This window comes from Pseudomonas sp. GM_Psu_1, assembly GCF_026544185.1.
Taxonomy (GTDB): Bacteria; Pseudomonadota; Gammaproteobacteria; order Pseudomonadales; family Pseudomonadaceae; genus Chryseomonas; species Chryseomonas oryzihabitans.
In genome coordinates, this window is record NZ_JALNUX010000004.1 from 447,493 (window position 1) to 468,340 (window position 20,848).

The following is a 20,848-nucleotide window of genomic DNA, read 5'->3' on the forward strand; positions in this document are numbered from 1 at the left end:
CTACAGCCCGGCGTACAGCCGACCCGGATTGAAGATCCCCTGGGGGTCCAGGCGCGCCTTGAGGCGGCGGTGATAGTCCAGCAGCGCGGCGGGCAGCGGATGCTGAGCCTCGCGCTCGGCGTCCGGCGTGTAGCAGAGCGCATGGCCGCCGGCGCGCGCGGCGATCTCGCGCAGCACGGTGGCCGGGGCATCGCTCTTGAGCCAGTACTGGGCACCGCCCCAATCCAATAAGCGGCTGCCGGGCAGGTCCAGCAGCGGGGTGTTGACCGGCACCGACAGCCGCCACAGGGGCGCGGGCCCTTCGAAGAAGGCCAGCCGCTGTTCGTTGAGCTCGTCCCAGAAGCCTTCGCCCAGGGCTTCACCGCCCAGGCGATCGGCCGCCGAGCGTACCGAACCCTCGCCGCCTTCCAGGCGCAGGTGCAGCCGCTCGCCGTCATGGCAGGCCGCCGAGATCGGCAGGGCTTCGCGGCCCCAGACGGCCAGGCGTTGCAGGGCGCGTTCGGCATCCAGATCCAGACTCAGACTCTGGGTGCAGCGCGGCCTGGGCAGCACCTTGAAGGACACCTCGGTGATCACCCCCAGGCAACCCTGGCTACCGGCCAGCAGGCGGGAGACGTCGTAGCCGGCGACATTCTTCATCACCTCGCCGCCGAATCTCAGGTGTTCGCCGGTGCCGGTGATCAGCCGGGTACCCAGCACGAAATCCCTCAGGCTGCCGGCCCAGGGGCGGCGCGGACCGGAAAGACCGCAGGCCAGGGTACCGCCGACGGTGGCGCCCTCCCCCAGCCGCGGCGGTTCGCAGGGCAGCATCTGCCCCTGTTCGGCCAGGGCGGCGTTGAGTTCGGCCAGCGGCGTACCGGTGCGCACCGTGGCCACCAGTTCGGTGGGATCGTAGTGCACCAGACCGCGATGGCCGCTGACGTCCAGCGGCTCGCCCTCCACCGCACGGCCCAGCCGGGCCTTGGTGTCGCCGCCATGGATGCGCAGCGGCTGGCGACGGGCCAGGGCCTCGCGGACCTGGTCGAGGAGCAGGTTCAGACTGTCCATCAGAAACGCTCCAGTTCGGGGTGAGGCAACTGGCCGCGATGCACGTGCAGGCCGCCGAATTCGGCGCAGCGGTGCAGGGTCGGCACGTTCTTGCCGGGATTGAGCAGCCCGGGGGCGTCGAAGGCGGCCTTTACCGCATGGAAGAAGGTCAGCTCGCCCGACTGGAACTGGGTGCACATGGCGTTGATCTTTTCGCGACCGACGCCGTGCTCGCCGGTGATGGTGCCCCCCACCGCCACGCAGAGATCGAGGATGCGGCCGCCCAGGGCCTCGGCCTGTTCCAGCTCGCCGGACCGATTGGCATCGAAGAGGATCAGCGGGTGCAGGTTGCCGTCGCCGGCATGGAAGACGTTGCCCACCGCCAGTCCGTACTCCGCCGACAGCGCCTCGATGCCGCGCAGCACCTCGGGCAGGGCGCGGCGCGGGATGGTGCCGTCCATGCAGTAGTAGTCGGGCGACAGCCGCCCCACGGCGGGAAAGGCGTTCTTGCGTCCGGCCCAGAATTTCTGCCGCTCGGCCTCGTCGCGGGCCAGGCGGATCTCGGTGGCGCCGGCCGCAGCCAGCAGGGCGCTGACCCGCTCGATGTCGGCGGCCACGTCGGCTTCCACCCCGTCCAGCTCGCAGAGCAGGATGGCGGCGGCGTCCACCGGGTAGCCGGCGTGGATGAAGTCCTCGGCGGCTCTCAGGGTCAGGTTGTCCATCATCTCCAGGCCGCCGGGGATGATGCCGGCGGCGATGATGTCGGCCACCGCCGCCCCGGCGCGCTCGATGTCGGCGAAGCTGGCCATGACCACCCGGGCGCAGGGCGGTTTGGGCAGCAGCTTGACGGTCACCTCCACCACCACCCCGAGCAGCCCTTCGGAGCCGGTGAACAGCGCCAGCAGGTCGAAGCCGGGGCTGTCCAGGGCGGCGCCGCCCAGGGTCAGGCGCTCGCCTTCCAGGGTCACGATCTCCACCGCCAGCACGTTGTGCACGGTCAGACCGTATTTCAGGCAGTGCACGCCGCCGGCGTTCTCGGCCACGTTGCCGCCGATGGAGCAGGCGATCTGCGAGGAGGGATCGGGCGCGTAGTAGAGGTCATGGGGCGCCGCGGCCTGGGAGATGGCCAGGTTGCGCACCCCGGGCTGGACCCGCGCCCGGCGACCGTCGGGGTCCACCTCGAGGATGCGATTGAAGCGCGCCATCACCAGCAGCACGCCCTGCTCCAGCGGCAGCGCGCCGCCGGACAGGCCGGTGCCGGCGCCGCGGGCCACCAGGGGTACCTGCAGCTCATGGCAGAGGCGCAGGGTCGCCTGCACCTGCTCCACGGTTTCTGGCAGCACCACCAGCAGCGGCGTGGTGCGATAGGCCGCGAGACCATCGCACTCGTAGGGTTTGAGGTCTTCCCTGTCGTGCAGCAGGCAGTGCTCGGGCAGTTCGGCACGCAACCGCTGCAGCAGTTGCGCCTTGTCCGGGCGGGGCAAGGCGCCGTCGAGACGTTCGTCGTAGACCAGGCTCATCGGGTAACCGCCATTGTTGTTGTTCTGGCTGGAAAGGCTTCGTTGTACCCCGACTGCAAGCGGGGCGTCCATGGTCCAGCGCACTGGTCATACCAGTTTTTGTGCCCTCTTCGACCAAAGGATGAGCCGCTTTCAGCCCGCTTGACGGCAGATTCCGCCAGTGGCTCACTAGCGCCAAACCTCGTGGTCATACCAGCAGGAACTCGCCATGTCCGCGCCCGTCGCCCGTCTTCCCGTCGCCGAGAACGTCAGTCAGCAGATCGAACGCCTGGTGGTGGACGGGGTGCTCAAGGTCGGTCAGCCGCTGCCGTCCGAGCGGCGCCTGTGCGACAAGCTCGGTGTCTCGCGTACCGCCTTGCGCGAGGGCCTGGGCCTGCTGCGCGCCCGCGGCATCATCGAGACCCGCCACGGCCAGGGCAGCTTCGTCGCCCGGCTGGCGGCCCCGGCAGCGGAGAATCCGCTGCTGCACCTGTTCAGCAGCCAGCCGCGCACCCTCTACGACCTGCTGGAGGTCCGCGCCCTGCTGGAGGGCGAAGCCGCGCGCCTGGCGGCGCTGCGCGCCACCACCGCCGACCTGGTGCTGATCGGTCGCCGCTACGACGAACTCTGCGCCGCCTGCCAGGACCCGGCCACCCTGCCGGCGGAAACCCACGCGCGCCTCGATCATGCCTTCCACCTGGCGATCAGCGAGGCCTCGCACAACCCGGTGCTGGTGCACACCCTGCAATCGCTCAACGAGCTCTTGCTGGGTTCGGTGTTCGCCTGCATCGCCAATCTCTACCATCGCCCGCCGCAGCGCCGCGAGATCGACGCCCAGCATGCCCGCCTCTATGCCGCCGTGAGCCAGCGCCTGCCCGACGAGGCCCACGCCGCCGCCCGCGAGCACATCCACAGCGTCAGGGACAGCCTGCGCGAGATCGAGCAGGAAGAGCAGCGCCTGGTGCGGGCCACCATGCGTCTGGAAGGCTGGACCTAGGGAAAAACTTCTGCCGGCAAAGGTGGGCGCCAGAGCCGCTGTCCGTCAGCCCGGGGTGCGCCCCGTCCCTCCGGCAGGCGCAACATCTTGCAACTGCCCTGCCCCGCCCCCATGCTTAGCCGACCTTTTTCCAGCTCTCGGCCCTAATGGACCCTTCCACCAGTCTCGCCTCGACGTTGTTCGCCGATCTCGGCCTCGTGTTCTTCGCCTTCTTCCTCGTGCTGCTCAACGGCTTCTTCGTCGCCGCCGAGTTCGCCATGGTCAAGCTGCGCGCCACCCGCGTGGAGGCCATCGCCAAGAAGCACGGCTGGCGCGGGCGCATCCTCAAGAAGGTGCACAACCAGCTCGACGCCTACCTCTCCGCCTGCCAGCTCGGCATCACCCTGGCCTCCCTGGGCCTGGGCTGGGTCGGCGAGCCGGCCTTCGCCGAATTGCTCGAACCCCTGCTCGGCGCCGTCGGCGTCAGCAGCCCCGAGGTGATCCACGGCATCGCCTTCTTCTCGGCCTTCTTCATCATCTCCTACCTGCACATCGTGGTCGGCGAGCTGGCGCCCAAGTCCTGGGCGATTCGCAAGCCGGACCTGCTGTCGCTGTGGACGGCGGTGCCGCTGTACCTCTTCTACTGGCTGATGTATCCGGCCATCTGGCTGCTCAACGCCAGCGCCAACGGCATCCTGCGCATCGCCGGCCAGGGCGAGCCGGGCGCGCACCACGAGCACCACTACAGTCGCGACGAACTCAAGCTGATCCTGCACTCCAACCGCGCCACCGACCCGGACAGCCGGGTGCTGGCCTCGGCCGTGGAGCTGGGCGAGCTGGAGGTGGTGGACTGGGCCAATTCCCGCGAAGACCTCATCTACCTGGACAGCAAGGCCAGCCTGGACGAGATCCTCACCCAGATCCGCCGCTCCAAGTACAGCCGCTACCCGGTCTACGACGAAGACAGCCAGACCTTTACCGGGGTCCTGCACATCAAGGACCTGCTGCTGGCCATCGCCGGCCTGGACAGCGAAGCGGCTTCGTTCGACCTCGACGATCTGGTGCATCCGCTGGAGCGGGTGACCAAGCACATGCCGCTGTCCGACCTGCTGGAGCAATTCCGCCGTGGCGGCGCGCACTTCGTGCTGGTGGAGGAAGCCGACCACAAGGTCATCGGCTTCCTGACCATGGAAGACGTGCTCGAGGTGCTGGTGGGCGACATCCAGGACGAACACCGCAAGACCGAGCGCGGCGTGGTCGCCTACCAGCCGGGCAAGCTGCTGGTGCGGGGCGACACCCCGCTGTTCAAGGTCGAGCGACTGCTGGGTATCGATCTGGATCACGTCGAGGCCGAGACCCTGGCCGGCCTGATCTACGACAGCCTGAAGCGCGTCCCCGAAGAGGAGACGGTGCTGGAAGCCGAGGGCCTGCGCATCATCGTCAAGAAGATGAAGGGCCCCAAGATCGTCCTGGCCAAGGTCATCAAGCTGGATCCCAAGGACGTCCGCCGGCGCCAGCCGGAGGAACGCTGAGTCGACGCGGCCTCAGCCGCGTCCGCTGCCCAGTTCCGGCAGGCCATCGCTCAGGCAGACGCGATTGCGCCCGCCGCGCTTGGCCGCATAGAGCGCCCGATCGGCGTCTTCCAGAAGCCCCAGGCCGTGTTCGAGATTGCTCGGCACGGTCACCGCGACGCCGACGCTGATCGACGGCCGCAGGCGCCCCTGCTCGGTCTGCAACTCCAGCCCTGCCACCTCCTGGCGGATGCGCTCCGCCAGCGTCCGGGCCGCCTGCTGGTCGCTCCCGGGCAGGGCGATGACGAATTCCTCGCCGCCATAGCGCGCCGCCACCTCCCCCGCCCGCTGGACGTGCCTGCGCAGCACCTCGGCCACGCACCTCAGGCATTCGTCGCCCAGGGTGTGGCCGTGGGTGTCGTTGACCGCCTTGAAATGATCGATGTCCACCAAGAGCACCGCCAGCGGCCGTTCGGCGCGGATGGCGCGGCGGATCTCCTGCTGGAAGACCCGTTCGAAATGCCGGCGATTGCCGAGCCCGGTCAAGGAGTCGGTCTGGCTCTGGTGCAGCAGTTCGCGATTGAGCCGCTCGAGACTGGCCTTGGCCTGCTGCAACTCCACGGTGCGCAGCGCCACCCGCAATTCCAGTTCGACAAAGGAGGCTTCGCGCTCCCGGGCCAGGGCGCTGGAGGCTTCCAGCGCCTGCCGCTGCGCCTCGATCCGCGCCCGGCGCTGCAGACTCAGGCCTTCGGTGAGTCCCAGCGACAGCATCACGAAGCCCAGGGCGAAGCCGGCCATCTGCCCGTGGAAGGCCGGACTGTCGGCGGGCAGCCAGCCGGCGATCGCCAGCAGCTGGATCGAGCTGCCCAGCAGCAGCAGGGCCCAGGCGGCGCTGAACCACAGCGCCATGCGGCTGCCGCGCAGCGCCAGGTAGGTGGTGGTGCCCAGCAGCCCCAGGCAACTCAACGCCATCATGCCTAGCATTTCCTGGAAGCTCAGCAGATGCGGCCAGATCAGCGTGATGACCAGCGCCACGTTCCAGTAGCCGATCAGCAGGCGATTGCCGAAGTCGATCCAGCGGCCGCCGTGATAGAGGCTGAGCAGATAGCGCACGAACAACCCGCCACTCAGAAAGCACAGGGCGGTAAAGACCAGGTGGGCACGCAGGGCGAAGGCCGGACTCTCCGGCCAGAGCTGCCAGGCGCCGTAGCCGGTGGTGACCGCCTGATAGCCGATGACGCTGAGCAGATAGAGGGCATACCAGCCAAAGCCCGAGCGGCGGCCAAAGCCCCACAGGGTGAGGGTCAGCAAGAGGATGGTGACCAGGCAACCGAAGAAGCCGCCGATCAGCCAGGCATCCTGCTGCGCCTCGCGCAGATAGGCGGCCGGGGTCACCAGCCGCAGCGGCAGGACAAAGGTCTCCCGCGAATCCAGTCGCAGGTAGACCTCCTCCACCGCACCGGCGGTCGGCGCCAGGGCGAACATCAGCTGGCGACCGGGCAGTGTCCGTTGCGAGGCCGGCAGGGCCAGGCCGCTCTGCTGCAGCGGACTCCAGTGGCCATCGGCAGCGCGGGTGCGCAGGTCCAGGCGATCCAGCACCGGCCAGCTCGGAATCAGCCACCAGGCCTGGTCGTCGCGGCCCTGGATGGCGAAACGCAGCCAGAGACCCTGGCGACCGTCGTGGAGCAGCATTTCCAGTTCATCGGGTGCATGCCAGCCGTCCTCGCCCCCGCGTGGGCGGGCGGCGGCCTCGGCAAAGGTCAGACTGGCTGGCGCCTTGAGGATCTCCAGCGCCGGTCGCGGATCGTAGCTGCGCCCCGGATCATCTAGTCGCAGCACCTGCGCCTGGCCGTCGAGGGCAATCAACAGCAATGCCAGCAGGTACAGAGCATGCTTGCGCCCACCGGCGCACAGGGTGGCCAGGAATCCTTTCATGGAGCGGCATCCATAGCCTGAAGGAAGGGAAGGCCGCGGTGGAACCCGCGCCTTGGAGGAATAGCGTAGTGATAGCATAACGCCACCAACCCGGTTCCTGCCAAGGGATTTCTGCGGGCGGCCGGGCGCCTGGTCGCCTTATGGACCCCGTGGCGTCAGCCTGTCTGGAACGCCCTTGCGCAGGGCCTCAGCGGTCGCCCAGCGCCATGTTGGGCAGGGCTGCCAGCGGCCGCACGAAGCGGAAGGGAATGGAGACCATTTCACCACCTTCGTGGGCCTGAACCACGAAGTGCAGATGGGGGCCGGTGCTGCGCCCGGTATTGCCCGACTCCGCGAGGGGCGTGCCGACCTCCACCCGCTCGCCAGGTCGCACCTTGACCGACCCGCGGCGCAGGTGCAGATAGGCGCTCTGGCTGCCGTCCTCGTGGGCGATGCGCACGAAGTTGCCGGAGGGATTGGGACCATGGCCGAACTGGCCGTTTTCCACGTCGATCACCGTGCCGGCACGGGCGGCGCTGATCGGGGTGCCCTCGGGCATGGCGATGTCCACCGCATAGCGCCCCTTGGGCGTGTTGTGGCTGAAATCGCCGCCCGCGCCCTGGGTCACGTAGTAGACGCCCTGGCGCCAGGGCCAGGCGTAGCCATAGCCGATGCCGCTATCAACCCCGCCCGGCGCACCGGTCGCCAGCGCCGGCAGGGAGCCGACCGGCAGCTGCGGACTGTAGCTGAAGGCCTGGTCGAAGTGCATGGGAAAGCCCTGCTGCCGCTTGCGGATCACCGCCAGCTGCACCGTGGAGCGCGGCTCGATGACCTGGCGGATGGGGCGCTCGGCACCAGCCACGTTGACGGTGCGCTGCAGGCGCAGTTCGACCCGCACGGGCACGTCGAAATCGTTGCGGACCTCGAAGATGCGGCCTTCACTGGCATTGCGCACCTTGAGCTTGACCTGCCCCTTGCGGGCCGGACTCTTGGCGGAGGTCTTGGTGAGGGTCGCCTTTTCGGCGGCCGGCGCGAGGGCGGGCACGGCCAGGGCGAGGCTCAGGCAGGTGATCAGGGCGGTCAGGCGTCGGTCCATGGCATAGGGCCACCATGATGGGCAAGGACAGAACCTAACAAAGCCGTGCAGACTGGGCGATGGCCAAACCACGGCTTTGTGAAGCCGCTGGCAAAGCATCGTCGCGAATAAAAAAGCGTGGCACTCAGATCCCTGTGCCACGCTGCCACCGATCGGACGGTAGTTCAAATACAGGCCTGATGGTTCAGGCAGGTCAGCCAAGCGGCGGGTGTTCTGTGCGACACTCCCGCAAGAGGCAGGTTTTCGGCGTGCAGAGGGATCACCCCGGGCGCGCCCGATGCTCCGGCCATAGTGCTGCAGGTTAGGCCCTGGCACCTGGAGCCGGCCCAACCGAAACGGACAGCTGTTATGCAGGAACAGACAATCGACCCGACGCGGAGCGTGGTGGCGGATGCCCCCGTCCCGCCCGCCGGGCCGCTGGTATCCCAGCTCGGCACCTTCGCCCATGGCCAGGTGTGGCCGCCGCACGTGCACGATCAGGCGCACCTGATGTACACGGTCAACGGCGTGCTGGAGGTCACCACCCACGAAGGGGTCTGGTACGTGCCGCCCAAGCAGGCGATCTGGATCCCGCCGCGCATCAAGCACCAGGCGCGGGCCAATGGCGAAGCCACCCTGCAGGTGGTGATCATCGCCCTGCCGAGCGGCCTGCCCTGCCCCCAGGCAGCCACCCGCATGGTGCTCATCTCGCCGCTGCTGCGCGAATTGCTGCGCTGCCTGAGACGCGGCGGCGCCGCCTACGGCGAAGCCGAGCTGGGCAGTCACGTACGGGCGCTGATGCTGGCGGAACTGGTGTTTCTCGAAGAGACCGCGCTGCACCTGCCGGCGCTGGCCGACCGGCGGCTGCGGACCATCCAGACCAGCCTGCACGCCGATCCCGCCGATGACACGGCACTGGCGACCTGGGCGCAGCAGCTGCACCTCTGCTCGCGCAGCCTGGCCCGACTGTTTCTCAAGGAGACCGGCACCAGCTTTTCCACCTGGCGCCAGCACACCCGGCTGATGCTGGCCCTGCCGCGGCTGGCCGCCGGCGAACCGGTGACCCGGGTGGCCCTGGATCTGGGCTATGCCTCACCGTCGGCCTTTACCCGGATGTTCCGCCGGGTGCTGGGGGTCTCGCCGAGCGAGTACCTCGACGCCCAGGGCTGACCCAGGCTCTCAAGGCCCGCCGACGGCGAAGTTGGGCAGGCTGTCCACCGCCTGGGCGAAGCGGAAGGGAATGGATTCGACCGCCTCGCCGGTGTTGCGCTGGACCACGAAGTGCAGGTGGGGCCCGGTGCTGCGCCCGGTGTTGCCCGAAGACGCCAGCGGCTGGCCAGGGCGCACCCACTGGCCTTCGGCGACCTTGATCGAACCGCGCTGCAGGTGCAGGTAGACGCTCATGGTGCCGTCGTCGTGGAGGATGCGCACGAAGTTGCCGGAGGGGTGGTTGCCGCGCCCGTCCTGGTCGTTCTCCACCTCCACCACCTGGCCGGCGCGCGAGACCACGATGGGCGTGCCCTCGGGCATGGCGATGTCCACCGCATAGCGACTCTTGGGCGTGTTGTGGCTGAAGCCGCCACCGGCGCCCTGGCTGACGTTGAAGGGACCGCCCAGCCAGGGCAGCGGATAGGCGAAACCGGAGGCGAAGACCGGGGTGGCGCTGCCCATCAGGGTGGTGAGCTGCGGGGTATAGCGCTGCGGACGGCCCGGATCGGGCGCGATCAGGGTCGCCAGGCGGGTCAGGCTGCGCGCCGGCAGCACCTTGCGAATGGGCGCCTCGCCCACCCCGCTGACGTTCTGCAGCGCCGAGAGGCGCAGGGTGACGGTCACCGGCAGGAAGCTGTCGTTGCGCACCTCCAGCACCGTGCCGCCGGCATAGTGCCGCGGCTGCAGCTTGACCCGCTGATCGAGCCGCTCGATGGGATCGTCGCTGAAGGTCATCACCTTGGCGCCCTTCTGCGCCTTGTCGGTGTAGGTGACCACGCCGTTGGCATCGACGTACTTGTAGATGGGCGCCGCCAGGGCGGGACCTGAGAAGGCGAGCGACAGCAGCAGCAGGCGACAGGCGAGGGGCATGGGCAGGGCGTCAAAAATCTGCGGTGTCTCAGCGCGAAGCAGTCTCCGTGCCAGGCCCTTCATCGCGCCGCCCCGCCCTAGGCGCCCGGCACGTAGTGCCGCTGGGCGGTGCCCTTGGCGATCAGTCGCGACAGGTAGTCGAGCTTGGCCGGGTCCCGGTCGATGAAGCGGAAGTTGACCTGCACCCACTCGCTGGCCGGCGTCGCTTCCACCGCGCTGAGGGAATGCAGATAGCCATTGAGGCGCGCCACGTCATTGCCGTCTTCGCCCTGCTCCAGGTCGAGCACGGCGGTTTCCAGGATCTGCGGCAGCGGATCGCCACGGCGCACCACCAGCAGGGCTTCCTTGATGCTGATGGCCTTGATCAGACAGGCCATGCTGGAGTTGGGCAGGCGCAGCTGGCCCTGACCGAAGTTGGCGGCGGGCTTGCCACGGGCGGGTGGCGGCGGCGCGCTGCCGGTGAGCAGGGCGGCACTGGAGGCGGCAGCCGGCGCCGCGACCGGTGCGGCGGTGGGCTGGACCACGTCGCTGCGGCCGGCGGTCAGGGCACCGAGGGAATCATTGGCGAAGCCGGTGGCCGGGCGCGGCTGGGCGCCGGCCTGCAACTCGGCGAGCTTGCCGGTGCGTTGCAGGGCCTTCTTGACCTTGGCCGCCAGCTGTTCGTTGGAGAACGGCTTGCCCATGTAGTCGGACACGCCGGCCTGGATGGCCTGGACGACGTTTTCCTTGTCGCCGCGGCTGGTGACCATGATGAAGGGCACGCCCTTGTGGTCCGGCTGGGCGCGAAACCAGCTCAGCAGTTCCAGACCGGTCATGCCGGGCATTTCCCAGTCGCAGAGGATGAGGTCGAAGCGCTGCTTGCCGAGCATCGTCTGGGCGCGGCGACCATCGGCCGCCTCGTCCACCGTCAGCCCGGGAAACAGGTTGCGCAGGCCCTTCTTGATCAGATCGCGAATGAAGGGCGCGTCATCCACCACCAGTACGTTCAACTTGCTCATCGGTCACTCCATGCCAAGTCTTCCAGCATAGCAGGCGGGTTCGGCACGCCACCCGGGGAGTGACCGGGCGGATCATTCGCGCGACCGATTGACCTCTTCGGCCATGCGCTTGAGGCCCATGTGCCGTACGTCGGTACCCTGCACCAGGTAGATCACCAGTTCGGCGATGTTGCGCGCATGGTCGCCGACCCGCTCCAGGGAGCGCAGCACCCAGATGATGCTCAGCACCCGCGAGATGGAGCGCGGGTCTTCCATCATGTAGGTGGCCAGTTCGCGCAGGGCGGACTTGTATTCGCGGTCGATCAGCTTGTCGTACTGGGCCACCGAGAGGGCCAGTTCGGCGTCGAAACGGGCGAAGGCGTCCAGCGCCTGGTGGACCATCTTGCGCACCTGCTCGCCGATGTGGCGGACCTCGACGTAGCCGCGGGGGGCCTCGCCGTCCTCGGTCAGCTCGATGGCGCGACGGGCGATCTTGGAAGCCTCGTCGCCGATGCGCTCCAGGTCGATCACCGACTTGGAGATGCTGATGATCAGGCGCAGGTCGGAGGCCGCGGGCTGACGGCGAGCGAGGATGCGCAGGCATTCCTCGTCGATGCCGCGCTCCATGATGTCGATCTGGTCGTCGATGGTGCGCACCTGGCGCGCCAGCCCGGCATCGGCATCGATCACCGCGCGCACGGCGTCGCTGACCTGCTTTTCCACCAGACCGCCCATGGCCAGCAGGTGGCTGCGGACCTCTTCCAGTTCGACGTTGTATTGCTGGGAGATGTGCTGCGTGTGGCCTTCTTTGTTGATCATGCTGTCAGTCCTGCCTGAGAGGAGCGAGTCGCCGGGTGGGGCACCGGCCTGCCTGGAACTAGCCGTAGCGGCCGGTGATGTAGTCTTCGGTCTGCCGCTTCGCCGGGTTGGTGAAGAGGGTGTCGGTGTCGCCGTGTTCGACCAGCTGGCCCATGTACATGAAGGCGGTGTAGTCGGAGACCCGCGCCGCCTGCTGCATGTTGTGGGTGACGATGACGATGGTGTAGCGCTGTTTCAGTTCGTGGATCAGCTCCTCCACCTTAAGGGTGGAGATGGGGTCCAGCGCCGAACAGGGTTCGTCGAGCAGGAGCACGTCGGGCTGCACGGCGATGGTGCGGGCGATCACCAGCCGCTGCTGCTGGCCACCGGAGAGACCCAGGGCCGACTCGTGCAGGCGGTCCTTGACCTCGTCCCACAGCGCCGCGCCGTGCAGCGCCCATTCCACCGCCTCGTCGAGCACCCGCTTCTGCTTGATGCCCTGGATGCGCAGGCCGTAGACCACGTTCTCGTAGATGCTCTTGGGAAAGGGATTGGGCTTCTGGAACACCATGCCCACGCGCCGCCGCAACTCGGCGATCTCGGTGCCGCGGGCATAGATGTTCTGGCCGTCGAGTAGGATCTCGCCGTCGATGCGGCAATCTTCCACCAGGTCGTTCATGCGATTGAAGCAGCGCAGCAGGGTGGACTTGCCACAGCCGCTGGGGCCGATGAAGGCAGTGACCCGCTGCCGCGGGATCTCCAGGGCGATGTCGTGCAGGGCCTGCTTCTTGCCGTAGAACAGATTGAGCCGCGGCACCGACAGGGCCACGCCACCTTCGTTCGCCGCAGGCTGGGCGCTGGCCGCGTAGGCGGCGGCGGTTCTGAAGATGGAGGAATCGGAAGGCATGGGGTCTCCTCGGCCGCGGGCGCTAGTCTTCCAGCAGCCGGTATTTTTCGCGCAGCCGGTTGCGCAGGAACACGGCGGACAGGTTCAGCCCGGCGATCACCAGCACCAGCAGCAGCGCGGTGGCATAGACCAGCGGGCGGGCGGCTTCCACGTTGGGGCTCTGGAAGCCGACGTCATAGATGTGGAAGCCCAGGTGCATGATCTTCTGATCCAGGTGCAGATAGGGGTAGTTGCCGTCCAGCGGCAGCGAGGGCGCCAGCTTGACCACCCCCACCAGCATCAGCGGCGCCACCTCGCCGGCGGCGCGGGCCACGGCCAGGATCAGCCCGGTCATCATCGCCGGACTGGCCAGCGGCAGCACCACCTTCCACAGCGTCTCGGCCTGGGTCGCGCCCAGCGCCAGGGAGCCCTCGCGGATGCTGCGGGGAATGCGCGCCAGGCCTTCTTCGGTGGCGACGATCACCACCGGCATGGCGAGGATCGCCAGGGTCAGCGAAGCCCACAGCAGCCCCGGAGTACCAAAGGTCGGCGTGGGCAGGCTGGCCTGGAAGAACAGCTGATCCAGGGAGCCCCCCAGCACATAGACGAAGAAGCCCAGGCCAAAGACGCCATAGACGATGGCCGGCACCCCGGCGAGGTTATTGACCGCGATGCGGATGGTGCGGGTCAGCGGCCCCTGGCGGGCGTATTCGCGCAGGTAGATGGCGGCGATGACGCCGAAGGGGGTGACGATCACCGCCATCAGCAGGGTCATCATCACGGTGCCGAAGATGGCCGGGAAGACGCCGCCCTCGGTGTTCGCCTCGCGCGGATCGGCGCTGAGGAATTCCCACAGCTTGCTGCCATAGAAGCCGAGCTTGGCGCCCAGGCCCATGGCGTTGGGCTGGTAGGCGCGCACGATGCGCGACAGATTGAGTTCCAGGGTGCGGCCCTCGACGTCGCGCAGCACCACGCTGTCGCGGCGGCGCTCCTGGCGCAGGCTGGCCAACTGGTCTTCCAGGTCGCCATAACGGGCTTCGAGCTCGGCGCGGCGGGCGGCGAGATCGGCCTGGGCAGTAGCGTCGAGACGACCGTCCAGTTCCAGGCCGCGGCCCTCCAGGCGCAGGCGCTCCAGGGCATGGTTGACGCTGCCGATGTCCTGCTTTTCCAGGCGCTCCAGCTGGTCGCTCAGGTCGCGGGTGCGCAGCAGGCGGCGCTGCAGCTCGGGCACGGCCGCGGCGCCCTTGGCCACTTGGCGTCCCGCTTCGCGCACCTCCAGCGCATAGCCGTAGAAGTTGCCCCATTCGCGGCGCTCCAGCACCAGGGCATCGGCCGGGGTCTGGCGATCTTTTAGCCAGTCGCCGACCAGCCAGACGAAGTCGCTGCCATAGAGGTCGCGATTGCCCAGCTTGAAGAGTTCGCGGGTCAGGGTTTCGCCGCTGTCCGCCGGCAGGGTCACTCCGGCGCTGCGCAGCCGCTCGGCCGGTATCGTCTCCTGGTCCACCACCTGGCCGAGCACCAGGCGCGCTTCCAGGCCCGGCGGCGTGTAGCGCGCCTGCACCACCTCGGCCGGCCAGAAGTGCGCCAGGCCGCGCACGGCGAGGATGCCGATCAGCCCCAGGGTCATGAGCACGGCGATGGCCACGGCGCCGGCGCTGAGCCAGACCCCGGGCGCGCCGCCGCGCAGCCAGACGCCCAGGGAGCGCCGCGGCCGGGCGCCCTGCCCCGGCGGCGCGCCAGCGCTAGAGGGCCGCATATTTTTTCCTCAGCCGCTGGCGGATCAGTTCGGCCAGGGTGTTCATCAGGAAGGTGAAGCTGAGCAGCACCAGCGCGGCCAGGAACAGCAGGCGGTAATGGGTGCCGCCCACCTCGGATTCGGGCATCTCCACGGCGATGTTGGCCGCCAGGGTGCGCATGCCCTCGAACAGGTTGGCATCCATGATCGGGGTGTTGCCGGTGGCCATGAGCACGATCATGGTCTCGCCGACGGCGCGGCCCAGGCCGATCATCAGCGCCGAGAAGATGCCCGGGCTGGCGGTGAGCAGCACCACCCGCACCAGGGTCTGCCAGGGGGTGGCGCCCAGCGCCAGCGAGCCCAGGGTCAGGCTGCGCGGCACGCTGTAGATGGCGTCTTCGGCGATGGAGAAGATGTTGGGGATGACCGCGAAACACATGGCCAGGCCGATGATCAGGGCGTTGCGCTGGTCGTAGGCGATGCCCAGGGTCTGGCTCAGCCAGAGGCGCAGGTCGCCGGCGAACAGCAGCCCCTCCAGCCAGGGACTGAGCCACAGCGCCAGGGCGGTGGTCAGCAGCACCACCGGCAACAGCAGCAGGCTTTCCCAGCCTTCCGGGATGCGCTCGCGCAGCGGCAGCGGCAGGCGCGACCAGCCAAAGCCCGCGGCGAGGATGGCCAGCGGCAGGAGCAGCAGCAGGCTGAACAGCCCCGGCAGGTGATTTTCCACGAAGGGCGCGAGGAACAGCCCGGCGAAGAAGCCGAGGATCACCGTGGGCAGGGCCTCCATCAGCTCGATGACCGGCTTGACCGTGCGCCTCATGCGCGGCGCCATGAAGTAGGCGGTATAGACCGCCGCGGCGATGGCCAGGGGCGCGGCGAACAGCATGGCGTAGAAGGCCGCCTTGAGGGTGCCGAAGGTCAGCGGCGCCAGGCTCAGCTTGGGTTCGAAGTCCGCGGTGGCGGCGCTGGACTGCCAGACCCGCGCCGGCGCCTCGTAATTCTCGTACCAGACCTTGCCCCAGAGCGCCGACCAGGAGACTTCCGGGTGCGGATTGTCCAGGCGGAAGCCGAGCAGCCGGCCATTTTCCTCCAGCAGCAGCTGATCGGCACGCGGCGACAACGCCAGTACCCCGCCAGCGGGGGCGATCTGCTCGCGCAACAGGGTACGCCCGGCGGTGCTGTGGAAGACCCCCATTTCGCCCGTGGCATCCAGCGCCACGAAGCCCTTGCGGCGCTGCTCCGGCACCAGCTGGACGATGGGCGCGGTGCCCAGCTGAAAGCTGCGGATATGTCTTAGCACCGGCTCGCCGTCCTGGCCGCGGACCATGAACCACTGGCCGATGCCGCCCTTGGCGGTACCCACCAGCAGGGACACGCCGCCCAGCAGCTGGGCGCTGGCCGTGACCTCGTCGTCAGCCGCGTCGAGCAGCTTGTAGTGGCCGTTGAGGCTGCCGTCGCGCAGGTCGAAGACATCCGCCTGGGCGCGGCCGTTGAGGGCATAGAGCCAGTGCCCGCGAGGGTCGAGGTAGAGCGCCTTGGCCGCGGTGTTGAGCGGTCCGAGGGAGAGCGAGGTACGCACGGGAGCGGCCGCGCCACCGGTCACCGGCGCCGCCAGCCCGGTCAGGCGCAGGGCGGTCACCCGATTGCCCTGGGCACCGGCCAGCACCAGCAGGTCCTCGTCACCGGCGATGGCGACCCGCTCCAGGGCGCTACGGGAGGCGCCCAGGTCCAGCGGCTCGCGCCCGTAGGGAAAGTCCAGTTCCGGGGTGATGACCCGGTTGCCCTGGGGATAGCGGGAGACATAGCGCTTGTGCGCCACCAGCACGCGACCATCGGACAGGCCCAGGGCAATCAGCCCGCGCGGGGCATCCTGGGCCTGGCTGCTGATGGTGACGCCGGGCGGCAGCGGCAGGCGCTCGCGCATGACCGGCTGGCCGTCGGCCAGGGTGAAGAAGGTGGCCTCGCCAGCCCGGGACAGATGCAGGCCGAGGCGATCCTGCTCGTCGATGCCCAGCAGCAACGGTGCCCCGGCGGCCGCCAGCCAGTCGGGCTGGGGCAGCGGCTGGGCCTCGAGGCTGGCGCCGCGCAGCAGCGGCAGCACCACATAGGCCAGATAGAAGAAGATCAGGGTGATGGTGGCCAGCACGGCCAGGCCACCGGCCAGTACCGCACCCCGTATCAGGCGATCCTGCAGGGCCCGCCAGCGCCGCCGCCGGCGCAGTGCAGGCGTGTTGAAGTCCAGCCGAGCGGGGCCGCGAGGATCGGGCGGGGACGGGGGTACCGGGGATATCATGGCGCAGAGCCTAATCACGTCGTGTGACAGAAAGGTTACAGCGAATGGACGGCCAGAGGCGCTACGCCCGGGACGGGCGCAGAGCGCCAGGCGCTCAGTAGCCCAGGGTCTTCAGGGCCTGCTGCACCACCGCCGCCGGCAGGGGGATGTAGCCGTCCTTGACCACGGCTTCCTGGCCGCTGCGCGAGAGGATCAGCCGCAGGAATTCCCCCTCCAGGGGATTGAGCGGACGATTGGGCGCCTTGTTCACATAGACGTAGAGATAGCGCGCCAGGGGATAGCGCCCGGACAGGGTGTTCGCCTGGTTGTCCTCAACGAAGTCGGTGGTGCCCTGGCGGGCCAGCGCCAGGGTGTGGACGCTGGCGGTCTGGTAGCCGATGCCCGAGTAGCCGATGCCCCCCAGGGACTGGCTGATGGCCTGGACCACCGAGGCCGAGCCGGGCTGTTCGTTGACGTTGGCGCGGAAGTCACCGCGGCACAGCGCCGCTTCCTTGAAGTAGCCGTAGGTGCCCGACACCGAATTGCGGCCGAATCTCTGGATCGGCCGCCTGGCCCAGTCGCCGGTCAGGCCCAGGTCGCCCCAGGTCTTGAGTTCGTGCGGACCGCCGCAGAGCCGGGTGCTGGAAAAGATCGCGTCGACCTGCTCCAGGGTCAGCTGGCGCAGCGGATTGTCCTTGTTGACGAAGATCGCCAGGGCATCGATGGCCACCGGCACCGCGGTGGGCGGGTAGCCGAAGCGCTGCTCGAAGGCCTGCAGCTCGGCGTCCTTCATCTTGCGACTCATGGGACCGATGCCGGCGGTGCCTTCGGTGAGCGCCGGCGGCGCCGTGGACGAGCCGGCTGCCTGAATCTGGATATTGAGGTTGGGATACTCGCGCTTGTAGCTCTCGGCCCAGAGGGTCATCAGGTTGGCCAGGGTGTCGGAGCCCACGCTCGACAGATTGCCGGAGATCCCGCTCACCTTCTGGTAAGCAGGGATGGCCGGGTCGACGCCCTCGGCTCGAGCGGTCGTGCCACCGAGCGCCAGGGCGAGCGCCACAGCGGTCAGCGGACCTTTGATGTCCATGCCGGATTCCTCGCGGGGATGGGAGACGGGCCTGGGCCGGCGACGCTCAGGCGCAAGCCGGCATTCGAGGCTCTGTACGAAAGATTGCCGAGCGAAGGTCAGGCAAGGCGAAAATCAGTGAGGAAGCGGACCGAGCTCGCGAACGAGTTTACGAGGGGTAAATGAGCATTCCGAGCTGATTTTCAACGCAGCATCACCGAGCGCAGGCATTTTTCGTACAGAGCCTAGGCGCGCATTGTGACGGATTTATGAGCGAGTGGCAGCCGAGGCGGCAGGTTCGACTAGGCTGCAAGAGGGCCGGCGCTGCACCACCCTGGCGCACGCCCGGTCTCCGGCCCCGCCACGACCGCCCAGGCACGCGGCCCGCGCGGACCGGACCGTCATTTGCATAGCTAAGCATTCATCTCAGTGCAGAGGAACGCACCATGGCCCAGGCTCTTCCGACGTCCTCCTCCCGCGCCGACGCGGCCCCCGCCAGCACGGTCGCCACGCCCTCGCGGGCCAAGCTGATCGCCGCGGCCAGTCTCGGCAACGGCCTGGAGATGTTCGACTTCACCGTCTTCAGCTTTTTCGCCGCCATCATCGGCCAGCTGTATTTCCCTTCGGATACGCCCTACGGCTCCCTGCTGATGGCGGTTGGCGTCTTTGGCGTCGGCTTCGTCATGCGCCCCCTGGGCAGCATGGTGCTGGGTGCCTATGCCGACCGCCACGGGCGCAAGCAGGCCATGCTGCTGACCATTTCGCTGATGGGCCTGGGCAGCGCCCTGATCGCCTTCACCCCGACCCACGCCCAGATCGGCATCGCCGCGCCGCTGATCCTGCTGCTGGGGCGCCTGCTGCAGGGCTTTTCCGCCGGCGGCGAGATCGGCGCCGCCACCACCCTGCTACTGGAATCGGCCAGCCCCGGCCGGCGCGGCTTCCATGTCAGCTGGCAGGTGATCAGCCAGGGCGGCAGCGCCCTGCTCGGCGCCGGTCTGGGCGCCCTGCTCACCCGCAGCCTGTCCGAGGCCGAGCTGCATGCCTGGGGCTGGCGCATCCCCTTCCTGGTCGGCTTGCTCATCATCCCGGTCGGCCTCTATATCCGCCGCCAGGTGGACGAGACCTGGAGCGGCGCCGGCACGGTCGAGGGCGGCCCGGTGCGCGCCTTTCTGCGCGAGCATCCGCGGCGCTTCGGCCTGGGCCTGCTGATCGTGATGTCGGCGACCCTGCTGACCTATCTGATGCAGTTCTACATGCCCACCTACATGACCCGCATCGTCGGCCTGCCGGCCACCAGCGCCTACCTGGCCGGGGTGGCCTCCAGCGCCGTGCAGATGGCCGCCGCCCTGGCCGCCGGGCTGCTGCTGGATCGCTTCGGTCGCTACAAGCCGGTGGCCCTGGTCAGCCTGGCGGTGGCCCTGCTGGGCATCTACCCGGCCTTCGTCTGGCTGAACGATCCCACCACCCAGGGCCTGGCCTTTGCCGCCCGCTTCGTGGTGATCACCGCCATGAGCGTCAACATGACCGCCGGACTGCTGCTGATCCTCGCCGGCCTGCCGCGGCCGGTGCGCGCCACCGGCCTCGCCATGACCTACGCCCTGGCGGTGACCCTGTTCGGCGGCACCGCCCAGTTCATCGCCACCTGGCTGATCGGCGCCACCGGCAGCCCGCTCGCCCCGGCCTGGTACCTGATCGGCATGCTGCTGATAGGATGGCTGGCACTGCTGAGCTATCCCGAACGCCACCTGGATTGAGAGAGATCGCCATGAGCCTTGCCACCGCTGCGGATCAAGACGCCACCGCCCGTCATATTGCCGGCTACCTGCCGGACATGGTCGCCCTGCGCCGCGACATCCACCGCCATCCCGAACTGGGTTACCAGGAACAGCGCACCAGCGACCTGGTGGCCGCCGCCCTCGCCGGCTGGGGCTACGAGGTCCATCGCGGCCTGGGCGGCACCGGGGTGGTCGGCACCCTGCGCGCCGGCAGCGGCAGCAAGGTGCTGGGCATCCGCGCCGACATGGACGCCCTGCCGATCCTGGAGACCACCGGCCTCGACTACGCCAGCCAGCACCCGGGGCGCATGCACGCCTGCGGTCACGACGGCCACACCACCACCCTGCTCACCGCCGCCCGCTGCCTGGCCGAGACCCGCGCCTTCGACGGCACCCTGCACCTGATCTTCCAGCCGGCCGAGGAAGGCCTGGGCGGCGCCCTGAAGATGATGCAGGACGGCCTGTTCGAGCTGTTTCCCTGCGACCAGGTGTTCGGTCTGCACAACATGCCCGGCGTGCCCACCGGCAAGTTCTGCTTCGTCGACGGCGCCGCCATGGCCTCGTCCGACACCGCCCTCCTGCGCATCCGCGGCCAGGGTGGCCACGGCGCGGTACCGGACAAGGCGGTCGACCCCATCGTCGCCAGCGCGGCCACGGTGATGGCGCTGCAGACCGTGGTCTCGCGCAACGTGGCGCCGCTGGATACGGCGGTGATCACCGTGGGCAGCATCCACGGCGGCGAGGCCTCCAACGTCATTCCCGATGCGGTGGAGATGAAGCTCACCATCCGCGCCTTCCAGGACAGCACCCGCGACCTGCTGGAGCAGCGCATCGGCGCCCTGGTGCGCGCCCAGGCGGAAAGCTTCGGCGCCACCGCCGAGCTGGACTATCAGCGGGGTTATCCGGTGCTGGTCAACCACGACGGCCCCACCGCCTTCGCCCGCCAGGTGGCGGTCGAGCACTTTGGCGCCGAGGCCCTGCACCCCTTCGCGCCCATCCCGGCCAGCGAGGACTTCGCCTACATGCTGCAGCAGGTGCCCGGTTGCTACCTGTTCGTCGGCAACGGGCCCAGCGCCAACCTGCACAACCCGGCCTACGACTTCAACGACGCCCTGCTGCCGGTGGGCGCGCGCTACTGGGTCAAGCTGACCGAGGCCTTCCTCACCGCCTGAGGCACCGCCCCGCCGGTACCTTCACCCAGGGTGCCGGCGACGGATTCTTCACGCGCGGGCCGCTAGACTGCCCGGTCATCGTTCTGC

General features: G+C 68.7%; 16 protein-coding genes. 5 read left to right on the forward strand and 11 right to left on the reverse strand.

Annotated elements, in window-relative coordinates; translation table 11 throughout:
• Complete coding sequence (gene glcE / locus OXS31_RS09470; protein WP_144954936.1) at positions 1-1,047, reverse strand: glycolate oxidase subunit GlcE; 1,047 nt, start codon at positions 1,045-1,047, stop codon at positions 1-3.
• Positions 1,047-2,546, reverse strand: coding sequence for a glycolate oxidase subunit GlcD (glcD, locus tag OXS31_RS09475; RefSeq protein WP_144954933.1), 1,500 nt, complete (start codon positions 2,544-2,546; stop codon positions 1,047-1,049). Before glcD ends, glcE begins: the two co-directional genes overlap by 1 nt.
• A gap of 208 nt (positions 2,547-2,754) precedes the next feature.
• On the opposite strand from glcD, the gene glcC reads away from it, so the two are divergent.
• Positions 2,755-3,522: a transcriptional regulator GlcC gene (glcC, locus tag OXS31_RS09480; RefSeq protein WP_007161471.1), complete on the forward strand. Its 768-nt coding sequence runs from the start codon at positions 2,755-2,757 to the stop codon at positions 3,520-3,522.
• Between the two features lie 146 nt (positions 3,523-3,668).
• Positions 3,669-5,033 (forward strand): hemolysin family protein, encoded by a 1,365-nt coding sequence (locus tag OXS31_RS09485; protein ID WP_042135189.1) that lies wholly within the window; start codon positions 3,669-3,671, stop codon positions 5,031-5,033.
• A 12-nt stretch (positions 5,034-5,045) separates the two neighbouring features.
• Here the strand turns inward: OXS31_RS09485 and OXS31_RS09490 are convergent, their stop codons facing one another.
• Both OXS31_RS09490 and OXS31_RS09495 read right to left on the reverse strand, forming a co-directional pair.
• Entirely contained in the window at positions 5,046-6,947 is a 1,902-nt protein-coding gene (locus tag OXS31_RS09490; RefSeq protein ID WP_144954929.1) for a diguanylate cyclase, read from the reverse strand.
• 187 nt (positions 6,948-7,134) lie between these two features.
• The gene (locus OXS31_RS09495; RefSeq protein ID WP_037006555.1) at positions 7,135-8,022 is read right to left on the reverse strand and encodes a M23 family metallopeptidase; all 888 of its coding nucleotides are present in this window, start codon (positions 8,020-8,022) and stop codon (positions 7,135-7,137) included.
• A gap of 348 nt (positions 8,023-8,370) precedes the next feature.
• Between OXS31_RS09495 and OXS31_RS09500 the strand changes: the two genes are divergently transcribed.
• Complete coding sequence (locus tag OXS31_RS09500; RefSeq protein ID WP_052382643.1) at positions 8,371-9,171, forward strand: AraC family transcriptional regulator; 801 nt, start codon at positions 8,371-8,373, stop codon at positions 9,169-9,171.
• 9 nt (positions 9,172-9,180) lie between these two features.
• Here the strand turns inward: OXS31_RS09500 and OXS31_RS09505 are convergent, their stop codons facing one another.
• The 7 genes from OXS31_RS09505 to OXS31_RS09535 form a co-directional block, all read right to left on the reverse strand.
• Positions 9,181-10,080: a M23 family metallopeptidase gene (locus OXS31_RS09505; RefSeq protein ID WP_042135184.1), complete on the reverse strand. Its 900-nt coding sequence runs from the start codon at positions 10,078-10,080 to the stop codon at positions 9,181-9,183.
• Positions 10,081-10,157: 77 nt separating this feature from the next.
• Complete coding sequence (locus OXS31_RS09510; protein WP_267398741.1) at positions 10,158-11,078, reverse strand: response regulator; 921 nt, start codon at positions 11,076-11,078, stop codon at positions 10,158-10,160.
• Positions 11,079-11,150: 72 nt separating this feature from the next.
• Positions 11,151-11,876 carry a phosphate signaling complex protein PhoU gene (gene phoU / locus OXS31_RS09515; protein WP_007161478.1) on the reverse strand — a complete coding sequence of 242 codons (726 nt, stop codon included), beginning with the start codon at positions 11,874-11,876 and terminating at the stop codon, positions 11,151-11,153.
• A 58-nt stretch (positions 11,877-11,934) separates the two neighbouring features.
• Positions 11,935-12,762 (reverse strand): phosphate ABC transporter ATP-binding protein PstB, encoded by an 828-nt coding sequence (pstB, locus tag OXS31_RS09520; RefSeq protein ID WP_027598089.1) that lies wholly within the window; start codon positions 12,760-12,762, stop codon positions 11,935-11,937.
• A gap of 22 nt (positions 12,763-12,784) precedes the next feature.
• Positions 12,785-14,497, reverse strand: coding sequence for a phosphate ABC transporter permease PstA (gene pstA / locus OXS31_RS09525; RefSeq protein ID WP_037006556.1), 1,713 nt, complete (start codon positions 14,495-14,497; stop codon positions 12,785-12,787).
• Complete coding sequence (locus tag OXS31_RS09530; RefSeq protein WP_267398743.1) at positions 14,484-16,769, reverse strand: ABC transporter permease subunit; 2,286 nt, start codon at positions 16,767-16,769, stop codon at positions 14,484-14,486. Before OXS31_RS09530 ends, pstA begins: the two co-directional genes overlap by 14 nt.
• A gap of 94 nt (positions 16,770-16,863) precedes the next feature.
• Entirely contained in the window at positions 16,864-17,835 is a 972-nt protein-coding gene (locus OXS31_RS09535) for a phosphate ABC transporter substrate-binding protein PstS family protein (protein ID WP_027598086.1), read from the reverse strand.
• Between the two features lie 425 nt (positions 17,836-18,260).
• Here OXS31_RS09535 and OXS31_RS09540 point away from each other — a divergent pair, with 425 nt between their 5' ends.
• Together OXS31_RS09540 and OXS31_RS09545 are read left to right on the forward strand one after the other, a co-directional pair.
• On the forward strand, positions 18,261-19,568 hold the full coding sequence (locus OXS31_RS09540; protein WP_044341164.1) for an MFS transporter: 1,308 nt from the start codon (positions 18,261-18,263) through the stop codon (positions 19,566-19,568).
• An 11-nt stretch (positions 19,569-19,579) separates the two neighbouring features.
• Positions 19,580-20,761, forward strand: coding sequence for a M20 aminoacylase family protein (locus tag OXS31_RS09545; protein ID WP_077171300.1), 1,182 nt, complete (start codon positions 19,580-19,582; stop codon positions 20,759-20,761).
• Positions 20,762-20,848: the final 87 nt, after the last annotated feature.

Excerpts from the sequence above, each read along its gene's own strand:
- OXS31_RS09500 (WP_052382643.1), top strand. The coding sequence starts at position 8,371 with ATGCAGGAACAGACAATCGACCCGACGCGGAGCGTGGTGGCGGATGCC.
- glcC (WP_007161471.1), top strand. The coding sequence starts at position 2,755 with ATGTCCGCGCCCGTCGCCCGTCTTCCCGTCGCCGAGAACGTCAGTCAG.
- OXS31_RS09510 (WP_267398741.1), bottom strand. The coding sequence starts at position 11,078 with ATGAGCAAGTTGAACGTACTGGTGGTGGATGACGCGCCCTTCATTCGC.
- OXS31_RS09505 (WP_042135184.1), bottom strand. The coding sequence starts at position 10,080 with ATGCCCCTCGCCTGTCGCCTGCTGCTGCTGTCGCTCGCCTTCTCAGGT.
- OXS31_RS09535 (WP_027598086.1), bottom strand. The coding sequence starts at position 17,835 with ATGGACATCAAAGGTCCGCTGACCGCTGTGGCGCTCGCCCTGGCGCTC.
- phoU (WP_007161478.1), bottom strand. The coding sequence starts at position 11,876 with ATGATCAACAAAGAAGGCCACACGCAGCACATCTCCCAGCAATACAAC.
- glcD (WP_144954933.1), bottom strand. The coding sequence starts at position 2,546 with ATGAGCCTGGTCTACGACGAACGTCTCGACGGCGCCTTGCCCCGCCCG.
- OXS31_RS09490 (WP_144954929.1), bottom strand. The coding sequence starts at position 6,947 with ATGAAAGGATTCCTGGCCACCCTGTGCGCCGGTGGGCGCAAGCATGCT.
- glcE (WP_144954936.1), bottom strand. The coding sequence starts at position 1,047 with ATGGACAGTCTGAACCTGCTCCTCGACCAGGTCCGCGAGGCCCTGGCC.
- OXS31_RS09495 (WP_037006555.1), bottom strand. The coding sequence starts at position 8,022 with ATGGACCGACGCCTGACCGCCCTGATCACCTGCCTGAGCCTCGCCCTG.
- OXS31_RS09545 (WP_077171300.1), top strand. The coding sequence starts at position 19,580 with ATGAGCCTTGCCACCGCTGCGGATCAAGACGCCACCGCCCGTCATATT.
- pstA (WP_037006556.1), bottom strand. The coding sequence starts at position 14,497 with ATGCGGCCCTCTAGCGCTGGCGCGCCGCCGGGGCAGGGCGCCCGGCCG.
- OXS31_RS09530 (WP_267398743.1), bottom strand. The coding sequence starts at position 16,769 with ATGATATCCCCGGTACCCCCGTCCCCGCCCGATCCTCGCGGCCCCGCT.
- pstB (WP_027598089.1), bottom strand. The coding sequence starts at position 12,762 with ATGCCTTCCGATTCCTCCATCTTCAGAACCGCCGCCGCCTACGCGGCC.
- OXS31_RS09485 (WP_042135189.1), top strand. The coding sequence starts at position 3,669 with ATGGACCCTTCCACCAGTCTCGCCTCGACGTTGTTCGCCGATCTCGGC.
- OXS31_RS09540 (WP_044341164.1), top strand. The coding sequence starts at position 18,261 with ATGGCCCAGGCTCTTCCGACGTCCTCCTCCCGCGCCGACGCGGCCCCC.